The organism is Streptomyces sp. NPDC001219, from assembly GCF_053597915.1.
On the sequence record NZ_JBSFJF010000019.1, the window covers coordinates 94,244 to 110,798 of the forward strand.

Sequence of the window (16,555 nt, forward strand, 5' to 3'; positions counted from 1 at the left end):
GCGGGCGGTCAACAGCCGGGGCAGAGGCCCCGGAAGATGTCCTCGGCCTCGTCGAGCAGGAAGCCGTGGCGGTGGTATGAGTCAGACGGGGCTCCACGCCGGCCACGCGGCCGGCGTCGGAGACGACGCGGCACGACCGGCACATGGTGTGGTGGTGGCTGTCATGGACGCGTCCCGGTCTCCCGGACCGGGCGGCCGCAGAGCCGGCCGGCCAGGTATCAGGATGGTCCCCGCCGAGGTGAGCGCCCGGAGGCTCCCACGCAGGGCATGAGCGGTTCGGTAAGGGGCAGTGCGCTCGGTACGCCGGGGTACGGCACGAGCGGGTGGGAGGGCGGTCGTACGCGCGGCCTGCACGGCACGCCAGGGCATGGCATCAGCGGACTGGCCGTCGGCGATACGCAGGTTATACGCGGCACAGGCAGATCGAAGGGAGCGAGAGGGGCTGCGGCCGCGCCCGCGGCGAACACCCTCCGCCATCGACCGGACGCCCTGTGGCATCAAAGCGGCAGTCATCAAGGCACGGACGTCGTCCACCCGGCCGACGCGCTCGCGGTGGGAGTGGGCAAGGGCCGCGAGCAGAACCTGCTCCTGGCGCAGGGCCGGGCCGCCGACACCCGCCTGCTCGCCTGTCTGATGATCCGCGACCAGGGCACCGGATGCGGTGGTGAGCGGACCCGTCTCCTGAACCGTCACGGCATCGTCCCTGCTGTCGTCCTGTCCCTTGGCTGCCGCCAGAACCGATCCTACGATGGACGAAATCCAAGTCAATACAACAGCCAGACCCGTACGGATTCATTCGACGGACGATGCACGGTGAGGTGGTGGGCATGAGTGACCTGCTGGCCCGGCTTCGCGGACGTGGCTGGCGGATGACCGCCCAGCGCCGGGTGGTCGCCGAGGTGCTCGACGGCGAACACATCCACCTCACCGCGGACGAGGTCCTCGCCCGCGCCGCGGCACGACTACCGGAGATCTCCCGCGCGACCGTCTACAACACCCTCGGCGAACTGGTCGCGCTCGGCGAGGTGACCGAGGTGGCCACCGACAGCCGCGCCAAACGCTACGACCCCAACGCCCACCGCCCCCACCAGCACCTCCTCTGCTCACACTGCGGCACCATCCGCGACGTCCACCCCGACGGCGACCCCCTGGCCGACCTGCCCGACTCCGAGCGCTTCGGCTTCACCGTCTCCGAGGCAGAGGTGACGTATCGGGGGCTGTGCCCTGATTGCGCTGGTGCTTGAGCCGGTCCGCGGGGGCCGGCCCGTGGTCGTGCCCGCGTTCGCCGAGCCGCCGCATGTATTCCCGGCGAGGAGCGTCGACGTAGACCACCAGGCTGTATCAGTCGGCGAGTTCAGGGTGGGGGAGTGGTACCAGTGTCGGTGTCGGTGTCGGTGTCGGTGTCGAGCTTGGCGAGGGTGAGTGTGCCCCAGGTGATGAGGGCTGCTCCGGCGAGTTCTGGGATGAGCCAGGTTCCGGTGCGGATGTGTTCTCCGTAGACGAGGATGCCGAAGGCCACGCTGACCAGTCCTTCGCCGAGGGTGAGGGCGGGTTGGGAGGCGATGAGGGGGCCGGATTCCATGGCGTTGGCCAGCAGGAAGAGGGCGTAGGCGCCGGTTGCGAGGAAGGCGTAGGTCTGCCAGCTGGTGAGGAAGGCGACCGCGCCGTGCTGGTCGAAGGTGTGGGTCGCGGATTTCATGAGGGTGGCGGTCAGGGCGTAGCCGATGGCGGACGCGGAGCCGAACAGGGCGGCTCGTGCCTTTCCCCGTGGTTGGCGGAGGGCGGCCAGCACACACAGGGAGGTGACCAGTGCGGTGGCCAGCAGGGTCAGGACCCATGTGCGGGCGGGGACTTCGAGGTTGCTGCCTGTTGGCGCGGCTGCGACGAGGGTGAGGGCGAGTCCGCCGGCGACGGTGACCGAGGCGGTCCAGCCGGCTGGGGGCAGCCGCCGCCGGGAGAGCATGCAGGCGATCAGGAGGGTGAGGGGCAGTTCGGTGACCAGGATGGGCTGGACCAGGGACAACGGTCCGTAGGTGAGGGCGAGGGCCTGGCATGCGGCGGCCACGACGATGACGGCGATCCCGCCGAGCCAGGCGGGGTGGTGCAGGAGGTGCCGGACCAGCCGGGTGCTGAAGGCGTCGCCCGGGGGGACGCTGCGTGCTCCGGTGCGCTGGAGCACTGTTCCGGTGGCGTTGCCGAGGGCTGCCAGGAGTGCAAAGAGTGCGGAGAGCACGGTTGCCACGGGCGCCCTCCGGTCGGCGCGTCGGATACCGACCGCCACGGTGGCAGAGGAGCCGGGCGCGCCGCGAGCGCACCACCGCGCGGGGGAGAGCGTCACACGAACAGCGGGATCATTCCCTTGGCCGGGGTCTCATCTGCCGCACCTTCAGGAGCCACCTCCCGGGGAGCCGTTCGGCGTGACGAGGCCTCGGGGAGGGCGCCGTATCCGGCCCTTCCCGTAGCCGCCGCTCCAGGTGTCGTTCACCGTGACGGGAGCCGCCTGGGCTTGCCGTCGCCTCGGGGGGTGTCAGTTCCGTGGCGAGCAGCGCGAACCACACGCCCACCAGCAGCAGGTGTGCCCGCTGCGGGACGCCGTGCCAGCCCGGGTGGCCGAGCAGGGGGCCGACGGTACTGACCGCGGTCGTCATCGCGGCGGTCAGCACCCGTACGCCCCAGCGGCGGATCAGAGGGAGGCGAGGGTGGCCGACCGCGCTCGCCACGGAAAAGAAGACCATGGAGGCGAAGAGGAAGAGGTGGGCCAGTGCGCTGGTGGCGGTGTGCCAGGGGTGTACGGCATCGCAGCCCCACTCCACGGAGGGCGCGCAGCGCATGGGCAGCATGACGTCGCCCCAGGACGACATGCCCAGGGCCAGGACCGAGGCCCAGCCGGCGCGGGCCCAGCGTCCACCGGGGCAGCGGCGGCCTGCGAGGAGTGCTGCCACCATCACGAGCGCCGCGCAGGCGGCCTCGATGCTGCCGAACAGCACGCGGAAGGGCTGGTCGGCCGCGTAGAGCTCGCTGACGTAGGAGTGCCTCGGGTCCAGCCCGGTGGGCAGGACGAGCTCGAGGACCCAGCTGTTGTACAGCACCGCTGCTGCCGCCAGCATGAGCGCGGCCCGGCCTTCCCGTGACGCGCTGCGCTGCCCGAGGCGTACGCGGGCGGGGCTGGTGACGTGGGGCACGGAGTGTCCTGTTCGTGTGGTGTCGCGTGTGACGCACCCACCATTCACCATTTACCGCCCAGCATGGGGCATTCCGAGCTGTGCGCCGAGCGTGGCCCGACTGGCCCGACCGGGCTTGCGGCACCCGATGGGCTTGGCTGCGCGCCTCGGTCGGCCCTGTCTCTGCCACTCACCACAGGGAGACAGGGCCGCCGCGCACCCTTCCGTTCACACGCCGCCCTTCACCCTGGTGGTCGGCCTTTCAGAGTTTGTGCAGCGCCTCGGCCTCGCGGCGTCCCGGTGTCCTCGGTACGCCGGCCCGTTGCCGGGCCGTCAGGACGGCGTCGTCGGCCGTCAGTCGGAGGTCTTCTTCCACTTGTCGCCCAGTCGCTCCCAGCGTTCGATGTCGGGTGGGGAGAGGATGGCGCCGCCGTATTGGGTCTGGTGGAGGTGCTGGGCTTCCCGGAGTTTGTCGGCGACGGCGTTCCAGTCGACGGTGGAGCGGTTGGCCAGGCTGAGTGCCTCGTTGAGTTCGTTCGAGCGTGGTGTCATGGCGCCGGACGGGGTGTGGTTGAAGTCGGTGCCGGAGCCCGGGTCGCCGCGGCGCATCTCGCTGAGCGGGCCCATCTCCAGGTTCGCTGGCATGTTGTGGAACGCCTTCTTGTCCCCGGCCGTGGAACGCAGGTACTCCTTGACCTCCTTGAGGAAGTCGAACAGCGGTTGTGCCGCGGCCCGGTCCTGTTCGGCCGCCCTGAGGATGTCGTTGAGCGTGTTGCGGGAGATCTTGTGATGGAGGGTGGTGTTGTCGCCCCAGTGCGGATGGTCTTGGCGCATCTGCTTGTGTGCCGCCGTCACCGCGCTCGCCGCCCAGTCGCTGCTGCCGCCGCCCGTGCCCGAGTAGCCCGCCTCGTGCTTGGTGTTGCCCATCGCCTCGACGAATTCGACCACCATCTGCGGGTCGTTCTTGATGTCGGCCAGCGTGAAGAGGTCTTCGGTGGGGTTGACCCCGATCTGCTCCAGGATGTACTCCTGCTCGTTCGGCCGCTTCGCCTTGAACTCCTCACTGATTCCGGAGAAGTACTCGACGATCTGCTCGAACTCGCTCTTGGCCGGGGCCTGGGAGGGGGCGGCCGTGTCGGATTCCTGCGCGGCCTTCTTGCCCTTCTTCGGTTTGGCCATGCGCTGCACCGAGGCCCCGGCTGCCGGGTGGGTCGAGCGCTGCGCCGTCTCCGCCCCACTCGCTCCGCTCGCCGCGTGCGCTGTGCTCGTCGGGTCCTGCGTCGTGGCCTGGTGGGTGTGTGCCCCGCCCCGCATCACCTCGTCCGCCGTGCGCTCGGCCGACTTCTCAAAGCGGTCGGCGGGGTCGCTGACGCGCAGCCCGCCACCGGTCTCGGTGCCGGCCACCTGCCCACCACGCTGCTGCCTGACGTGCTCCAGCTCGTGGGCGAGGGTCTTCTTGGCGATGCCCGCGCGGAAGACGATGTGGTTGGTCGCCGTGGTGTACGCCTCGGCCCCGACCGCGTCGGCCGAGCGGCGGGCGGCGGCGCCGGTGTGGACCGTGACGTCGGAGAAGTCCTCGCCCCCGAAGCGGGTTTCCATCTCCCGCTGCAGAGAGGGCGCCAGACGACTCCCCGCGGACCGCACCACCGAGCCCACCTCATCGGCGGCACTCCGCTGCACCGCGCACTCCTGCCCCGCATGCTCGGCGTGCCCTGCATGCTCCGCATGTTCGGCGTGTGCGTCCGCAGGTCCGGCGGCGGCCCGCTGCTCCTCAACGAGGCGCGCTGCTGCCGCGTTCCCGGCGCTTCGCTGCACGGCCGCGAGCGCCTCAGGAGACAACGCCCCGCCCCGGGGGCCCGCCGGGGACGCCGTCTGCCGCTGTGCGTCGGGCGCACGACGCTGGCCGGGGGGCTTTTCGGTTGTTTTCCTGGCGCGCACGAGGACCTCCTTCAGGGTTTCTGCATGCCTATCCCCGCGCCGGTTCGGCCGGAAGGTCCGTAGGGGCAACCCCGGGGGCACGACCTGGTGTCCCGGCGCCCACGCCCCATGCCCCGCCTCGGGGGCGGGCGCCCGCATAGCCGGCCGACGCACCAGGCCTTCTGTGAGGTCGTGCGGACCTGCGCCGTGGACCCGCTCCCGCACTGGTCAGCGGTTGTTCGCAGAGGCCACGTGACGAGGGAAGGGCACCGATCACGACCAGAACACCATGCACGCCGCACCGCTGAACGGCCGTGTCCCTTCGGTTCAGCTCGCCCCGCGGCGCATCTGCTCCGGGCGGGCAGGCGCGATGATGGTGGGAGCAGATCCGAGGGGTAGGAGGCTGTCCGCTCCCAGGACTTGGCAGCGCGCCGGTCCATGCCGGGACCACAGTGCGGCTGTCCATGCACAGAGCAGTGCGTCGATGAGGTCTTCGCGATGCTTGTAGTCGGCTGCAACCTGAGGTGAGGGCTCGTTCAGTAGCCGGCGGGACACCGCGTGGGAGGAGAGCAGGAGGGGTGGATCGGCGGTGGCCAGGCCCGCCATACGCACGATCAGCCTGTCGCACTCCTCCGCCCGGACCGCTCGCCACTGCGCCGTCGGCACTCGCGTGGGCCGGCGCTTGTAGGCGGGGCGTTCCTGGTCGTAACCCAGCTCGGACGCGCCGACCAAGGTCGTATACGGGTAGCACTCGGAGACCACCTTCCCGCCCGTCGGCGGTCCGCCCCTGCCGTCGTCGTAGGTCCAGCCGGACTCCTGCAGCAACGCCCTCAACAGCACTCCGGCCCGGCGGGGAGAGTTCTGGTTGGTGCTGTTCGCGCTCACCTTCCACCGGCCGTACCGCTGACCGACTTCCCGCTCACACGGCCGCTGGCCGACCGGATTGTCGACGACCAGTGGCGCGTCGACAAAGGTCAGGGCCGATCTGCCAGCGGTCGCCTTGGCAAGCCACGCCATCGTCTCTTCGAGCCCCGAGGTCCAGCCGCAGTCAACCACCACGCCGCGACCGTCGATGGCGGCCACGCCGGTCTCGTTGGGCTTGGCTCGGGCTCCGCCCTGCGCCCAGGCGAGGTCGATGCCGATGAACCGCTCAATCCCCATGCCTCGGTAGTACCAGAGAACCGACCACTGACATGGCCAGGTCCCCTACTTCGCCGATCGGGGCCGTCACAGGTGAGGACAGACGTTCACGGTGCGTAGCGCGCACCGCTATTGCGCGGTGGCACCCGTGGGCTGAAGACAGACCCAGCCCCCTTGGGACAGCATCGCGCCGAGCATGCGCCCGGAGGTCCCGTAGCAACGGGTTCGCGGGCAGGAGCGGCGCGAAGTCCTCAGCTCGTCCCGCAGCCGTGCAACGGTGCGCACTCGAAGGACAACAAGGACAACGCGGAGCCCGCATTGGCCAACTGGCTCGATCCAGGCCTACTGGGCATCGCAGGCCGTGGCCTCGGAGCCAGCCGGTTCCGTAGACCTCGTGCCCGTACTCTCGCCCTTCCTGCCCGCCTCGATGGGGGTGTGGCGCCGCCGTTGCAGCTCATCGCGTTCCACGTCCGGGATCGTCATCGACTCGGCAAGCACAGCGGCAAGCGCGTCCACCTGAGTGGTGCCGATGTCAGCGTGGAAGAGCCACCGGATGTTCTCGTCACGCGTGATGAGGTCGATCGCCAGGCGCTCGCCTCCGCCCTGTGTGGTGGCTGCCCGGACGTATCGCACCCGGTCAATCGGAATGTCCTGACGGATCTCGCCTTGTTCGAGGAACGCGTTCGTCCTGGCCGTGATGATGCGGCGATCCGTCACGGCGACCAGTGTCTTTGCCGCCGCCTTGTCCCTCGCTGCCGCCAACTTCTCCTTCGCTCCGCTGAAGAGCGCAGAAAGGGGACCGAGCGCGTCGAGCTGATCGGTGAAGCCCAGGACACGTAGGGCCTCACCATCCTTGAGGAACCATCGCAGGACCCGAAGGTACGGATCGAGATCCAGCGAATTGGGTGCGCAGACGACGTCCGGAGCATCGAGCGGAGGCACCGGCGGATGGAGAGCATCGGCGAGAGGCTCGATTGCCTCCAGGAGCCGGGCGGAGGTTTGGCGGGCTGCCATCGAGTCCCGCCGCTTCCCCGGGAGTGACAGTGTGTCGCGTCCGGGGAGCTCGGCGATGATGCGTAGTTCCCGTGTCAGAGAGTCGACGAGGCTCGTCGTCTCGGCGAGAGCGGAGTCGAGTTCCTTGCCGGTGTCGCGCGCAATGGCGTCGACGAGCCGGGCCTCGTCGGCGTCTTCGGGGCCGGCGGTTCTCGCCCGCGCGGCGTGGAGCGCCTGATATCCGGTCCATGCCTTGACGGAGGACAGCAGGGCGTTCGCGTCGAAGACGATTGCCTCGGCGTTCGTCTCGAGATACTCACGGCGGCCATGAGTGTCGCCCCGATGGATCTGCAGGATGTGCCTGTCGACGTTCAGCCGGTACAGGTCAAGCTGCTTACGCAGTTCCGCCTTCTTGGTCGCGATGGTGTCCCACAGCGACGTCGGGACCGATCCGATCTCTCGCGCCTGGTCAACGACCTGATCGACGGTGGCCACAAGCGCCGTCAGCTCCGCCCACTGCCCGTGGCGGATCGTCGTGAGTACCTGGCTTGTCAGCGCGATGTTGGTCCTGACAAGGCCTGTGACCTCACTCAGCTGCATCTGCAGGGCGACCATGGCCAGCGCCGGCCCGATCGCCGCCGCGGTCTGCGCCGCGCTTACCGCAGTCACCGGGATGAAGCGGCCCTGAGCAACGAGGCGGCCACTGGAGGAGAACACCGCTCCGAGGTTCGCGCCATCCTTGACCGCGAACGTTCCACCGGCCTTCAGCAGGGCCTGTGTCGCGTCGCTGATCCTGTACAGCCCCTGCACACTGGCGAACGCGTTTCCGAGGTTGCCGGCCACGGTCGCCGTGTTTCCGATCGAGGCGAGGACTGCGGAGAGCTCCTTGCGGTCGGTGGCCGGCACGAGCCCCAAGTCGACCACATCGAGCTTGAGTTCCGCCGGGACCTCACCGAAGACGACAGCAATCCCTGGGAGTACCTCCGCCAGGACCATCGATGCCGTCGTTGAATCGACGTCCGAGTGGGGCGTCGGATCGTTCATGACAGGCGAGTCGGCGGTATCACGCTGGCCGTCTTCCTCAGGCTCGGCAGTCTCCATCGAGTCCGAAGAGTCCTGCATGCGATCTCCATTTCGCAGGGGCGCGCAACGGCCTGACGTCGTCGGCGTTCACTGCGAAAGTCTATGGCTCGAAGCGTTGCGGAGGGGCCCGAATCCGCCGGGCTGATCCCGGACTGGCCGCCATTCGCCGGCGGCTTCCACTCGGTGATCGTCTCGACTGTTCGCCCGTGATGTCGTCAGTGTTGCCCGCTCGCGGCCCCGTGCCCCGGCCGTACTTGAGCCAGCCGTCCTTCCGACCCGCGAGTCCCAGTTCCTTCGCCTGTCCCCGAAACCCACTACATGCCTGTGCCCCGGTAAAGAACCGCGGCGCAGGCATGCCGTGTATCGGCTGGCGGAGGCTCCACTGAGACCTGATCGTCACAGCACCACCGCCTCGCCGAGCCGGGCGTGGGACCCGAGTGCCCTCCGAACGCCGAGTTACCGGTGAGCCGTGAGCCCCAAGGCCCGACCGGCAACTCGTGAACGCCTTCGCCTGCGACCTCCCCGCCCCCGAGAGGGCCGGGCCCCAGAGGACAGCAGCGCCGCACTTCCGCCCTCTCTCAGGGGAATGGGCGGCCGGCAGCCGAGGTGCGTGCCACAAAGACAACGTCTTCCCGACGCCACTTGACCCCGCATCGGCCGGGTTGCTCCACAACAGCGAGCGTGCTCCCCATCAACGGAGCCTACGGAGTGCCCACGGCCCCGCTCGTCCACGCGGCGCGCAGTGCCTTCTTGTCCACCTTGCCGACCTTGGTCGTCGGCAGCTGGTCCAGCAGCACCGTCTTCCAGGGCGTGTACAACTCTCCCAACTCGGCGGTCACCGCCGCGCTGACCGCCTCCGGGTCGACGCCGGCGCCGCCCTCGGCCGTGGCCAGGAAGATCTGTACGGCCTCCCCGTACTCCTCGTCCGGCACCCCCAGCGCCGCCGCGTTGCGCACACCGGGCAGCGTGAGCAGGAAGTCCTCCAGAACCCGGGAGTAGACGTTGTCGCTGGTGCTGCCGGTGACGATGATGTCCTTGGCCCGGTCGACGAGATAGAGGTATCCCTCAGCGTCGAGATAGCCCATGTCGCCGGTGCGCAGCCAGCCGTCCTGCAGCGCCGCCGCGGTGCGCTCCGGGTCCTCGTAGTAGCCGAGCATCACCGTCTCACCACGGACACACACCTCGCCGACCTGCCTGACGGGCAGTGCCTCCGTGCTGTCTTCAGCACGGATCTCGATCTCGACGTCGGATATCGCGCGACCGCAGCTGCGCCAGAGCTCGGGGCGCCCGGCTCCCTCCGAGGCGAGATCCGCGCCGAACGCGGTGATACCGAGCGCCTCCGACTGCCCGTAGCCCTGGCTGAGCACGGGCCCGAACACCTCGACCGCCTGCTGCAGCCGACTGGGTGACGTGGCCGCGCCGCCGACGACGATCCGCCGGAGGGCGGGCAGGGCGCCCGGCTCGCACTCCGGGTGGTCGAGAACCGCGTACAGCATGGGCGGTACGAACATGGTGGCGGTGATCCGCTCCTCGCGCAGCACCGTCAGCGCCGCGCCCGCTTCGAACTCGGGCAGCACGACGAGGGTGGACCCCGTCACCAGAGCCTGGAGCGAGGTGAGGTGGCCGCTGCCGTGCGTGAGCAGTGTGGCGGCGAGCACCCTGTCCGTGCCCTGGTCCATGGCCGGGAAGAACGCGGAACCGGAGTTCTCCGGGTCGTCTTCCACCAGGTCCACCAGCATGTCGTAGAGCCGGTGGCTGTGCGCGGCGAGCTTGGGGCGGCCCAGGGTTCCGCCGGTGTAGAGGACGGTGACGGCTTCGTCCGCACCCGGGGCGGGCACGCCGTCGGGGCGCACGTCCGGGCACTCGGCCGCCACGGCCAGCAGGTCTGTGCACTGCTGCTCACAGGGCCCGAGGCTGAGCAGTACGGGGGAGTGGACGCTGCGGCCGGCCGCGTCGGCGGCCCGTTGCGCGAAGAGCGGGTCGGTGACCACGGCGCGCGCCCGGGACTGCTCGACCAGCGCGGCGAGCTCGCCGGGCCCCGGCTCGGGCGGCAGGAACACGACGCGGCAGCCGATGAGATGGACGGCGAGCTGCACCAGGACGGAGTCCACACGGTTGGCCAGGAACAGCCCCACTCCGTCGCCGGGCGCGAGCCCCTGCCCGCGCAGCGCATGCCCCAACCTGAACAGCTGCCGCCGAGCCTCCCCCCTGGTCAGCCGCTGCGCTCCCTGGACGAGCGCCTCGGCGTCCTCATCCTTGTTCCAGTGCTCCAGAATGCGGTCCAAATAGGTCCGCAGCTCAGATGTTTCCTGTGCGTTAACAATCACCAACACATCCAAACATGCTGCTCAGAAGCCATGTCCTGACGGGGGCCACCTTCGGCCACCAGCTGGCGGAGTATCATGCCCATGCCCACGCCGTGATGAAAGGTGGGTATGCGCAGGTCAGTTGAACGCTTGGGAGAGCGCCCGTAACGCCCGTCATCATGGCGGGAAAACGCTCCCCGTCGTGTGGCCCAGCAGTCCGGCCTTCGCACGGAGACCGACGGGCCGACGCGCGACGCGAACCACGGGCCGCTGCCCTGCGGGGTGTGCCCTACCCATGACCGGAATCGTCCCTAGGACGGGACTGATTCGTCATCAGTGGCCTTCTCCAAGCCCATTGATCACGAGTCAAGAAACGCGCTAGTTGCGTTGTGACCGTATAGGTTCGACGAGTTGGTGGTCGGATACGGAGTGACGGATTCGCGAGTAATGGTTGTGGCAGGATGCCGGGATGGTCTCCAGATCGCCCATCCCGGCAGTCGTTCCCGCAGGCCGGATGGCCAAGATGAACCAGCCGGTGCTCGGCCTTCCAAACGGCCTGGAGCTGCGTCCCTGGCGCCTCTCTGACGCCGATGTCTTGGTGACTGCTAGCCAAGATCCCGGGGTGCGCCAGTGGAACCGCCTTACGGTGGAGACGCCGCAGGACGCGAGCCGACGGATTGAACGCATGCACGAGCGGTGGCGGGCCGAACTGAGCGCGATCTGGGGCATCGCGCGATCAGAGGGCGAAGTCCTGGGACTGATCGGATGGAGCGACTTCGACCTCGCCGGCGGCAGCGCCGAAATCGTCTACTGGCTCCTCCCCTCAGCTCGCGGGGGCGGCGTGGTGGCCGAGGCCACGAAACGCGTCAGCGAGTGGGCCCTGAACGACCTCGGCCTGCATCGCCTGCGGCTGTGTCACTCGGTGGCCAACCCGGCATCCTGCCGGGTAGCGGACAAGGCCGGATACTCCCTCGAAGGCACCATGCGCAGCGCACTCCTGCACGCGGACGGATGGCACGACGAGCACCTGCACGCCCTGGTCCAGGGCGATATCTGATCCTCCGCCATACGTCAGGCCGCTGCCTGGAGTGGGCGGCTGCCCTAGCGGATGCCGCTCTCGCTGCGGAGTCTTGGTGCGCTGGTAGGTAACCCCGCGGCGCAATAGCAGGCAGCGCAGGGCCTCGCGGCCGATCTGTCCGGACAGTCGACGTTGCGCCGCAGGTGGTCGACGGATGGCACGTGGGAGAGGATTCTGCGGGCTGGCTATCCAGGCCGACGTCGACGTGGAAGGGCGGATCGTTCTGGAGCACGGTGAGCGTGGACTCCACCTCCCGTCGGCCCATCAGCACGCTGCAGGCACCCGCTCCCGCGCACCGCGCTTCCAGGCCGAAATGGTCGGCCGGGACGAAGCTCCTCCCGGCCTGACGCTGAGACGGGGCATGCGGCCCACCGGACAGGCTCTAGTCGGCACGGAGGGCCAGGTCGAGGAGGCCAGGAAAGCGAGTGTCGAACTCTTCGCGGCGCAGGCGGTTGAGCCGTTTGGTGCCCTGGTCGCGCTGTTCGACGAGGCCGGCGTCGCGCAGGACGGAGAAGTGGTGGCTCTTGGCGGCTCTGCCGACGGATACGTCGAAGTTGCTGCAGCTGAGCGTCCAGTCGGGGTGGTCCGCCAGAGTGCGGATCAGATGCATGCGCACCGGGTCCGCGAGCGCGGACAGGGCGGTGAGCAGGGGGACGTCGTCGGGGTGGGTGTGCACGGGGGCCGGTCGGTGTCCTGCGGCTCCAGCCTGCTCCGGCATCCCTCAGCCCCCTCCGCGGCCCGCACTTGCTTGCTGAATGTTCGATCCCCATCATACATTGCTCATGTTCGATTCCGGCTGAACATCCCCCGTTGGGCCGACAGTTGACGTCGTCGGCCGCCTACAAGAACCCCGGCCCGGGCAGCGCCAAGCCCGGGCCCCGAACCGCGGACGGAGAAATGCAGCAGCAAAGAAGTGCGCCCCGAGGATTCTCCGCCGTCGCGGGCAAGGTGCCCGCGCCCTGTCTCGTACTGGCCGGAGTGAGCGGGATTCAGTTCGGAGCGGCCCTCGCCCCCAGCGCCTATCCCCAGGCAGGGGCCGCGGGCGTGGTGTTCCTGCGCCTTCTCATCGCCGGCCTGATCCTCTGCGTGCTGTGGCGCCCGAGGCGCCAAGCGCTCCAGTCGACCGAGGGAGCCTGGAAGACCGTACTCGCCGCCGGAACGCTGCTCGCCGGACACCACATCGCCTTCTTCGAAGCCGTCAACCACATCCCGCTCGGGATCGTCGCCACGATCGAATTCCTCGGCCCCTTCGCCCTCGCCCTCGCAGGCTCACGCCGCGCGCTCGACCTGCTCCCCGCGTGCCTGGCCGCAGGAGGCGTACTCCTGCTCAGCGGCGGAGGCAGTACCTCTCTGCCCGCGGTCGGCCTTGTCCTGGCCGCAGTGGCGGCCTGCTGCTGGGCCGGATACATTCTGGTCTCCGCCCGCATGGCCACCCGCCTCAGCGGCGGCCAGGGCTTGGCCGTAGCCCTCGTGTGGGCGGCGCTGCTCAGTGCCCCCTACGGCATCGCGCATGCCGGCTCCGGCCTGCTCGACCCGCACGTCCTGTGGGTGGCGGCCGTCGTGGCAGTGGTATCCAGCGTGCTGCCGTACTCGCTCAACCTGGAAGCACTGCGCCGGATTCCACCGCGCGTCTTCGGCGTACTGACGAGCCTGGAGCCGGCCGCAGGCGCTCTGTTCGGCCTGCTCGTCCTCGGTCAGCGCCTCGGCCGGTCCCAGTGGCTCGGGATCGCCGCAGTCGCCTGCGCCTCCGTCGCCGCCACCTTTCTGGGTTCCGGAAAGCGCAGGATCTCACGCGTCCGGGCAACGAGCGGCTCCCGCACTGAGGAGGGATCTGCGCGGACCGGGGCCGCCGTGCCGAGGGCGCCCGGTGAGGCGACAATTCATTCCCCTGACCGGTCATCCGGCACCGTCGCAGAGGTTCAGGTCTCCAGTCCGCGGCGTGATCCAGACGACAGGTGCTAGTCGCCGGTCGTGCCGTCGAGCATCTCGCGCAGGATGTCCAGGTGGCCGTTGTGGCGGGCTGTCTCCTCGGTGAGGTGGAGGAGAATCCAGCGCAGGTCGACGTGGAGGCCGTTGCGGACGGCTCGCTGGGCCTGCTTGTCCAGGCTATTTCCGGCGACCAGTTCGCGGTAGCGGGCGCTCTGTTCGGCGTACTCGTCGAGCAACTGCGTGAGCGGGAAGTCGACGGCGATACGCATCTCGCGGTCGGGGTCCTCCTCGGTCCAGGGGCCCCGGTCTTCCTCGCCGAGGAAGACCACCTGGAACCAGTAGTACTCGACCCAGCGGAGGTGGTTGATCACTCCGCTCATGGTCATCAGCGGTGAGCCCGGCAGGAGCGCCTTGCGCGCGTTCTCCGCAGAGACACCCTCGCACTTGGCTCGGGCGGTGTCACGTGTGTAGTCGAGAAACGTGGTGAGCTGGCTGCGCTCGTCCCACGCGGTCGGCGTGTCGTCGATTCTGGTCATCGAGCGAAGCGTCCCCGATCACCGCGACGGTGTCGAGGCATTTATCGACGGCGGTAGGCCGGTGTGCCGGGGCCGACGACGAAGCCGAGGGTTCGCAGTAACCCTCGTGACGATCGGGCCACCTCACCCGCCGTGCCACCTCACCCGCCTTGCGCATGGCGGTCACGGAGAGGGGGACGCGACGGCCGCCGGTGAGGTTCCCGTTCCCCGCGCGGGCGCCCGGTGGGCGAGCCCTGGGGAGATGACGCCCGTCCGGGCTCTTCCCCTACCGGTGTGCTCGCCCACCACCCGGCTTAGCGCGCTTCACGGCTACGGGGCACTCCAGAACTCCGAGGCGAAACCACGGCTGTTGTCATGCCGTGCCCCACAACCGCCGCAGCGGACATCGGCCCGACCCGCGCACCGCTCATCCCGCATCCCACGGCACAGACACCTGCCGGACCCGGCAGCGTCAGCCCTTCATGGCTGCCCAGAACTCCTCGAAGGACATCTGGCGGTCGCCATCGGTGTCGAGCGAGTCGATCAGCTCCTGGGCCTGCGACTCGGTGATCTCCGAGCCTTCCAGTTCCGCTACGACCTTGCGGTATTCGTCCGCGGTGACCCGGCCGTCCCCGTCCACGTCGTAACGCTCGAAGACCTTCCGCGCCGCCGTCTCCATGATGTCTGCCATGTGCTCCACCTTTCTGCGATCTTCACTGATGGGCCCAGGCTATCCGCCCGCCTGAGCACCCCGGACGTCGCCCGGCCTGACAACTGCTGCAGACCGAGCCTTCCCGAGGCCCGTGACTCGATTGCCGTTCGATTCGAAGGCGTGGCAGAGCTGTCGGCCGGGAGCCAGCCCGTACTGGCGGGGCCGGTGCGGGTGTGCGATCGGCTCCGCTCCCGGACATGGCAGCCCGGCCAGGTACTCGCTCCCGTGTCCGCGCCCCGGGCCGCTCTGGTTCAGCCCAGCGTGTCCATCAGGGCGGTGACATACGCGTCCAGCCGCTCTTCCACCACGCGCTTCGTCAGATCGGTCCTTCCTGCCTCCCGCCATGGCTGCGCCACCTGCTGCACTTCCTCTGAGCACGCCAGCCCGTCCCGCACCCGCCAGTACAGCCGCTCGCGCGCGGCCGCGGCCAGTACACCGCCGGCCTCCTCGTACGCCTCGGAGAACCGCAGACCCCATGACGGGCCGTGCAGTAGCGCGAGGTTGGTCGAGCAGTGCGCCACGTCGAGATCTGCCGGGCCCCAGGAGGCCGCTGCCCAGTCGACGACCCCGGTGATCCGGGCATCTGCCGGCCTTCGGGGCGGCACGTCGAACAGCACATTGCCGGGCTGAAAATCCCGGTGCAGGAACCGCCCTTCATAGGGCGGCGCCGGCTTGCGGATCAGGTCGATCGCCGCGGCCCATGCCACCGCGTCGGCGCCCTTCGGAGTGACGACAGTGTCGGCGGTCGTCAACGTCGCATACTCCCGGGGCCGCTTGGCGGGTCGGAAAGCGTGGATCGCCACGAGTTGACGGGCCAGCAGAGGGACGCGCGTCTCCACTCCCTCATCGTTGAGGACTGGCCGGCCTGCCAGATGTGTCATCAGGAGCGACGGATACTCGCAATGCGCGGCGGTCGGATCAACCGCGACCAGCCCAGGAGCCGGCACGCCGGTCCCCGCGAGCTGGGTCAGAGCGCCGGCCTCCCTGTTCAGCGAGTCCTCGGCGTGCTCCACATGGAACGGGTCGACGAAGGTCCGCAGCACCAGGGCACGGGTACCTCCATGGCGCGTGCCGATGGTCAGCCTCCGCATTTCGGCAGTGATGCCGCCGTGGAGTGCGTCGGCTCTGACGATCCGTTCGCCGACCTCCAGGTGCCGGCTCACCCAAGCCAGTGTTAACGGTCGTACTGCCGCCGCCTCATCGTGGTTGGTCACTGGGCCATTTCAACATCCGGACGGCAGCATGCGCAGAAGCTTTCCCTGGAGGTGATGGCGACACGGCTCTGCTCCACTCGCAGCTGCTGGAGGCACTGTTCAGGTCTTCGTACCAAGCCGTGGTCGCGGTGTGGAATCTCCCCATTCGGCGGATTCCGGCATTGATCGCGGGTGGTCTTCTTGATGCGGTTCAGTGCGCCTTCTGTTCCCGTGCCGCCGGAGCCGCAGTGCAGGGTGAGGTCGGCGGTCACGGATCGACGTCGTCCATGCCGTCCATGCCGTCCATGTCGTCGATGGCGTCGAACACGAGCGAGTCACAGAACGTCGTGTCGGCCTGCATCGCCAGAACGGCCACTGGTCTTCGCGGTTTCACGCGAGGGACGCCGAGCGCAGAGCTGGCGGAACGTCACCTCTGGTGGTGAAGTGGCTAGCGGTACGCCGTCTCACACAGAGCTGAACACCCGCAATCAAATACCGCGGTGACGGTCCGCGCTCGATCCCCAAGAG

General features: G+C 69.1%; 15 protein-coding genes. 3 read left to right on the forward strand and 12 right to left on the reverse strand.

Annotation, left to right across the window (positions count from 1 at the left end; genetic code table 11):
* Positions 1-827: 827 nt before the first annotated feature.
* Positions 828-1,244 (forward strand): Fur family transcriptional regulator, encoded by a 417-nt coding sequence (locus ACWC9R_RS15220; protein ID WP_362613220.1) that lies wholly within the window; start codon positions 828-830, stop codon positions 1,242-1,244.
* Positions 1,245-1,354: 110 nt separating this feature from the next.
* Here ACWC9R_RS15220 and ACWC9R_RS15225 read toward each other — a convergent pair whose 3' ends face one another.
* From ACWC9R_RS15225 to ACWC9R_RS15250, 6 genes are all read right to left on the reverse strand, one after another.
* A complete protein-coding gene (locus ACWC9R_RS15225) occupies positions 1,355-2,242 on the reverse strand; it encodes a DMT family transporter (protein WP_450731820.1) in 888 nt (295 codons plus the stop codon).
* Positions 2,243-2,351: 109 nt separating this feature from the next.
* The gene (locus ACWC9R_RS15230) at positions 2,352-3,182 is read right to left on the reverse strand and encodes a DUF998 domain-containing protein (protein WP_450731822.1); all 831 of its coding nucleotides are present in this window, start codon (positions 3,180-3,182) and stop codon (positions 2,352-2,354) included.
* Positions 3,183-3,515: 333 nt separating this feature from the next.
* Positions 3,516-4,841 (reverse strand): eCIS core domain-containing protein, encoded by a 1,326-nt coding sequence (locus ACWC9R_RS15235; protein WP_450731824.1) that lies wholly within the window; start codon positions 4,839-4,841, stop codon positions 3,516-3,518.
* Positions 4,842-5,405: 564 nt separating this feature from the next.
* Positions 5,406-6,239 carry a DUF429 domain-containing protein gene (locus tag ACWC9R_RS15240; RefSeq protein WP_450731826.1) on the reverse strand — a complete coding sequence of 278 codons (834 nt, stop codon included), beginning with the start codon at positions 6,237-6,239 and terminating at the stop codon, positions 5,406-5,408.
* A 321-nt stretch (positions 6,240-6,560) separates the two neighbouring features.
* Positions 6,561-8,333, reverse strand: coding sequence for a hypothetical protein (locus ACWC9R_RS15245; protein WP_450731828.1), 1,773 nt, complete (start codon positions 8,331-8,333; stop codon positions 6,561-6,563).
* Between the two features lie 662 nt (positions 8,334-8,995).
* The gene (locus ACWC9R_RS15250) at positions 8,996-10,621 is read right to left on the reverse strand and encodes a class I adenylate-forming enzyme family protein (protein WP_450731830.1); all 1,626 of its coding nucleotides are present in this window, start codon (positions 10,619-10,621) and stop codon (positions 8,996-8,998) included.
* Between the two features lie 493 nt (positions 10,622-11,114).
* On the opposite strand from ACWC9R_RS15250, the gene ACWC9R_RS15255 reads away from it, so the two are divergent.
* A complete protein-coding gene (locus ACWC9R_RS15255; RefSeq protein WP_450731832.1) occupies positions 11,115-11,657 on the forward strand; it encodes a GNAT family N-acetyltransferase in 543 nt (180 codons plus the stop codon).
* A 403-nt stretch (positions 11,658-12,060) separates the two neighbouring features.
* Here the strand turns inward: ACWC9R_RS15255 and ACWC9R_RS15260 are convergent, their stop codons facing one another.
* Positions 12,061-12,396, reverse strand: a complete 336-nt coding sequence (locus ACWC9R_RS15260; RefSeq protein WP_450731833.1) for an ArsR/SmtB family transcription factor — start codon at positions 12,394-12,396, stop codon at positions 12,061-12,063.
* 179 nt (positions 12,397-12,575) lie between these two features.
* On the opposite strand from ACWC9R_RS15260, the gene ACWC9R_RS15265 reads away from it, so the two are divergent.
* Positions 12,576-13,640 carry an EamA family transporter gene (locus ACWC9R_RS15265; RefSeq protein WP_450731835.1) on the forward strand — a complete coding sequence of 355 codons (1,065 nt, stop codon included), beginning with the start codon at positions 12,576-12,578 and terminating at the stop codon, positions 13,638-13,640.
* Here ACWC9R_RS15265 and ACWC9R_RS15270 read toward each other — a convergent pair.
* From ACWC9R_RS15270 to ACWC9R_RS15290, 5 genes are all read right to left on the reverse strand, one after another.
* Positions 13,637-14,143, reverse strand: a complete 507-nt coding sequence (locus ACWC9R_RS15270; protein ID WP_450731836.1) for a DinB family protein — start codon at positions 14,141-14,143, stop codon at positions 13,637-13,639. The genes ACWC9R_RS15265 and ACWC9R_RS15270 overlap by 4 nt on opposite strands.
* 451 nt (positions 14,144-14,594) lie before the next feature.
* On the reverse strand, positions 14,595-14,813 hold the full coding sequence (locus ACWC9R_RS15275) for an EF-hand domain-containing protein (RefSeq protein WP_362610882.1): 219 nt from the start codon (positions 14,811-14,813) through the stop codon (positions 14,595-14,597).
* 272 nt (positions 14,814-15,085) lie between these two features.
* Entirely contained in the window at positions 15,086-16,048 is a 963-nt protein-coding gene (locus tag ACWC9R_RS15280; protein WP_450731838.1) for a phosphotransferase family protein, read from the reverse strand.
* On the reverse strand, positions 16,045-16,299 hold the full coding sequence (locus ACWC9R_RS15285) for a hypothetical protein (RefSeq protein ID WP_450731840.1): 255 nt from the start codon (positions 16,297-16,299) through the stop codon (positions 16,045-16,047). The genes ACWC9R_RS15280 and ACWC9R_RS15285 overlap by 4 nt, the downstream gene beginning before the upstream one ends.
* Complete coding sequence (locus ACWC9R_RS15290; protein ID WP_450731842.1) at positions 16,296-16,421, reverse strand: hypothetical protein; 126 nt, start codon at positions 16,419-16,421, stop codon at positions 16,296-16,298. Before ACWC9R_RS15290 ends, ACWC9R_RS15285 begins: the two co-directional genes overlap by 4 nt.
* Positions 16,422-16,555 lie beyond the last annotated feature (134 nt).